The 3,275-nt window shown below is 75.6% G+C and carries 2 protein-coding genes; both read left to right on the forward strand.

The annotated features are described in order from the left end of the window. Window positions 1-2,040 (forward strand): FtsX-like permease family protein (locus FE633_RS46755; protein ID WP_138051237.1); only part of this gene is annotated, 2,040 nt, incomplete at its 5' end. Window positions 2,041-2,084: 44 nt separating this feature from the next. Then, window positions 2,085-3,275: hypothetical protein (locus tag FE633_RS46760; RefSeq protein ID WP_138051238.1), on the forward strand; the 1,191-nt coding region annotated here is incomplete at its 3' end.

The following is a 3,275-nucleotide window of genomic DNA, read 5'->3' on the forward strand; positions in this document are numbered from 1 at the left end:
GCCGTCGCGGTGCACGGCGCCGCGCTGCTGCTGCCGACGGTGCGGACCGTACGGGACCGGCACGCGGTGCGAAGACTCCGGCTGCGCCTGGGCCGGTTCGCGGGCGCGCAACGGCTCGGCGCAGACCTGGCGCTCGCGGCCGTCGCCGTGCTCGGCTGGCTGCAGCTGCGCCAGTACCGCTCGCCGGTCACCGGCGGCGGCGTCGACCCGGTGCTGGTGCTCGCCCCCGTCGCGATGACCTGCGCCGCGGCGCTGCTCGTGCTGCGGGCGCTGCCGCTGGCCGCCAGGATCACCGATCCCCTCGCCCGGCGCGGCACCGGACTCGTACTGCCCCTGGGCGGCTGGCAGATCGCGCGGCGCGCCGCGCGCCATGCCGGTCCCGCGCTGCTGGTGACGCTCGCTCTGGCCGTCGCCGCGCTCAGCAGCACCGCACTCGCCATCCTGGACCGCGGCGACCACGACCAGGCGGTCTTCCAGGTCGGCTCCGACCTGCGGATCGAGCCCGGCGACCGGCTCGCCCCCGGCGAGCGGCGCACGGCGTACGCCGCGCTGCCCGGCGCCCGGGCCGTCACCCCCGTGGTCGACACGAACGGCTATCTCGGCCAGAGCTGGGTCACCGTCACCGGCATCGACACCACGCGCGGCCCCGCCCCCGCGCTGCGCCCCGACCTCAGCGACCGGCCGGTGGCCGACCTCGTCGCCCCGCTCGGCCGGGACATCCCCGCGTACGGGCTGCCGCTCAGCGGCTCCCCGCGCGAACTCCCGCTGCGCATCCGGCTGTCCGCCGACGGACCCGGCACCCCCGTGCCGGTCCGCCTCACCGTCCACTTCGTGGACGCCGACGGCCTCACCCACGCGCGCGAGGCCGTCCTCGAGGACACCGGCGGTGCGGCTCGCACCGTCCGCCTGAAGGTGCCGGGCCGAGGCGACGGTCTGCGCATCGTCCAGCTCGGCCTGAGCATGACCGGCGAGACCGTACGGCGCACCTACCGCCTCACCGTCGACCACGTGCCCGGCCTCACCCGGCCCGCCGCATGGCACGACCTGCGCGCCGACGTCCCCGACCGGGAAGTAGCCGGATGCCCCGGGGCCGACTCGCGCGAAACGCCCGGGAAAGCCCCTGGGCCCGTGCTGTGTTCCGACCGGCCGGCGCCCGGCGCGCTCCTGGACGCGGTGCTGCGCGGACCCGACACCGAACTCCGGTACCCGACGTGGAGCGTGCGGCTCGGCACGGACCACGCCAAGGGGCGCCGAGCCGCGCCCGTGCTCGCCGACCGCACGCTGCTGCACTCCGGCGAGGTCCGGGTCGGCGACACCGCCACGTTGCGGAGCGCCGGCGGCGGCACCGCCCGTATCAAGGTCGTCGGAGAGATCGACGCCGTGCCGGGCGCCGACCGCGACCGGCCCCGGCTGCTCGCCGACTCCCGGGCCATGGCCGCCCAGTTCGTACTCGGCGGCGCCCTGCCCGGCGGTGAGTCCGCTTGGTGGGTGGCCGCCGATGGCGGGGACGCGGCAGCGGCGCTGCACGCCGTGCGGGCCGACCCCCGCCTCGGTACGGCCGTCGACGTGCCGCACGTCCGAGCCCGGCTGGCCGCCGACCCGCTGCGGCAGGGCGCACGCGGAGCGCTCACGCTCTGTCTCGTCCTCGCGCCGGCGTTCGCCGTCGTCGGCTTCACGCTGCACACGGCCCTCTCGGCACGGGCCAGGGCACGGGAGTTCGCGCTGCTGCGGGCACTGGGCGTACGGCGCGGGCAGCTCGCCGCGTACCTGTGGACCGAACAACTCGCGCTGGCCGCCGTCGCGGCGGTCCTCGGCACGCTGCTGGGCACCGTACTGGCCGGGGTGATCATGCCGGTGGTCACGGTCGACGACACCGGCCGACCGGTCTACCCCGGGCTGCTCACCGAGGTGCCCTGGGTGCGTGTGGTCCTCACGGCGGGTGCGACGACGTTCGTGATCTGTGCAGTGGTGACGGTTGCCGCTCGGTTCTTGGGGCGGGTCGATCTGGCGCGGGTACTGCGTGCGGGGGAGGACCGGTGAGGCGACCGGTGAGGCGTTCCACGCGGTTGCTCCGCTCCGTTGCGTTGCGTGAGGTTCGGGGTGAACTTCCGCTGCTGGTCTGCCTCGCGGTGCTGGTGGCGTTGCTCTGCGCAGTCGCGGCCGCCGGTCCGGGGCTGCTCGAGCGGCTCGCCGGGCGGGCGCTCACCTCCCGGCTGGAGCAGGAGCAGCGGGCGGAGCCGGGATTCCAGCTCAGCGCGCGGTTCGAGCCGTTGAGGAGCACGGGCGCGGATGCCTGGGCGAGCGACTTGGGCGAGGAACTGCTCCCGGTCACCGACGTGATCGAGAACGCGGCCCCCGATGCCCTGGAGGGCGGCCTCGTACACGACTCGACCCGCGTCCAACTACCGCTCATCAACACCGTCACGGCCGCCGGGGACGTGGGACTGGGGCTGGTGTACGCCTCCGACGCGCCGGGGCGCGGAACCTATGCCGAGGGACGGCCGCCCGACCCGGACGCCGAGGCCGTCGAGATCGCCGTCTCCACCGATACCCGCGACGCACTGAAGCTACGGCTCGGGCAGGAACTCCCCCTCGCACCAGGCGCGTTGCAGGACATCGATGCCACGGCCGTCGTCGTCGGGTTCTTCACGGCTGACGGCGGGGACGCCGCGGGCGGATCCCGGCTGTGGCGTGAACAGCCTCTGCTGGCCCGCCCCGCGCAGTACCCACCGCACGGCGCCTCCGGACTCGACTGGGAGGCCCGCGCCCTCGTCGCACCACGCACCGTCACCACCCTCCAGACACAGGCCGACGCCACGCTCACCGTCACCTGGGGCATGCGCCTCGACCTCGGCGCACGCACCGCCGCGCGCTTCGCCGACGATCAGGGACAGCGCGAACTCCAGCGGCTGCTCACCCGCTACCCGGACGACGCGCGGGCCGTCTACTGCGGCGACATCGACTACGGCGGCATGTTCTGCGAGATCGGCCCGCACACCGCCTCCACCCTGCAGAGCGGCACCCGGCTCCCCGGCGTGGTCACCGAGTTCGGCCGGCAGTGGCGGCAGGGCCGCACCGTGATCTCCTTCGCCCTGGCGTCTCTGATCGTCGTCGGACTGCTCGCCGCCGTCGTCACGGCACTGCTCGCGGTACGCCGCCGCCTCGACGCCCACCGGCTGCAACGCGCGCGCGGCGCCTCCCCGGCAGGCCTCGCGCTGGCCCGCGCGGCACAGACCGCGCCGGCCGTGCTGCTCGGGCTCGCGGCGGGACTCGCC

This window comes from Streptomyces montanus, from assembly GCF_005786655.1.
Lineage (GTDB): Bacteria > Actinomycetota > Actinomycetes > Streptomycetales > Streptomycetaceae > Streptomyces > Streptomyces sporangiiformans.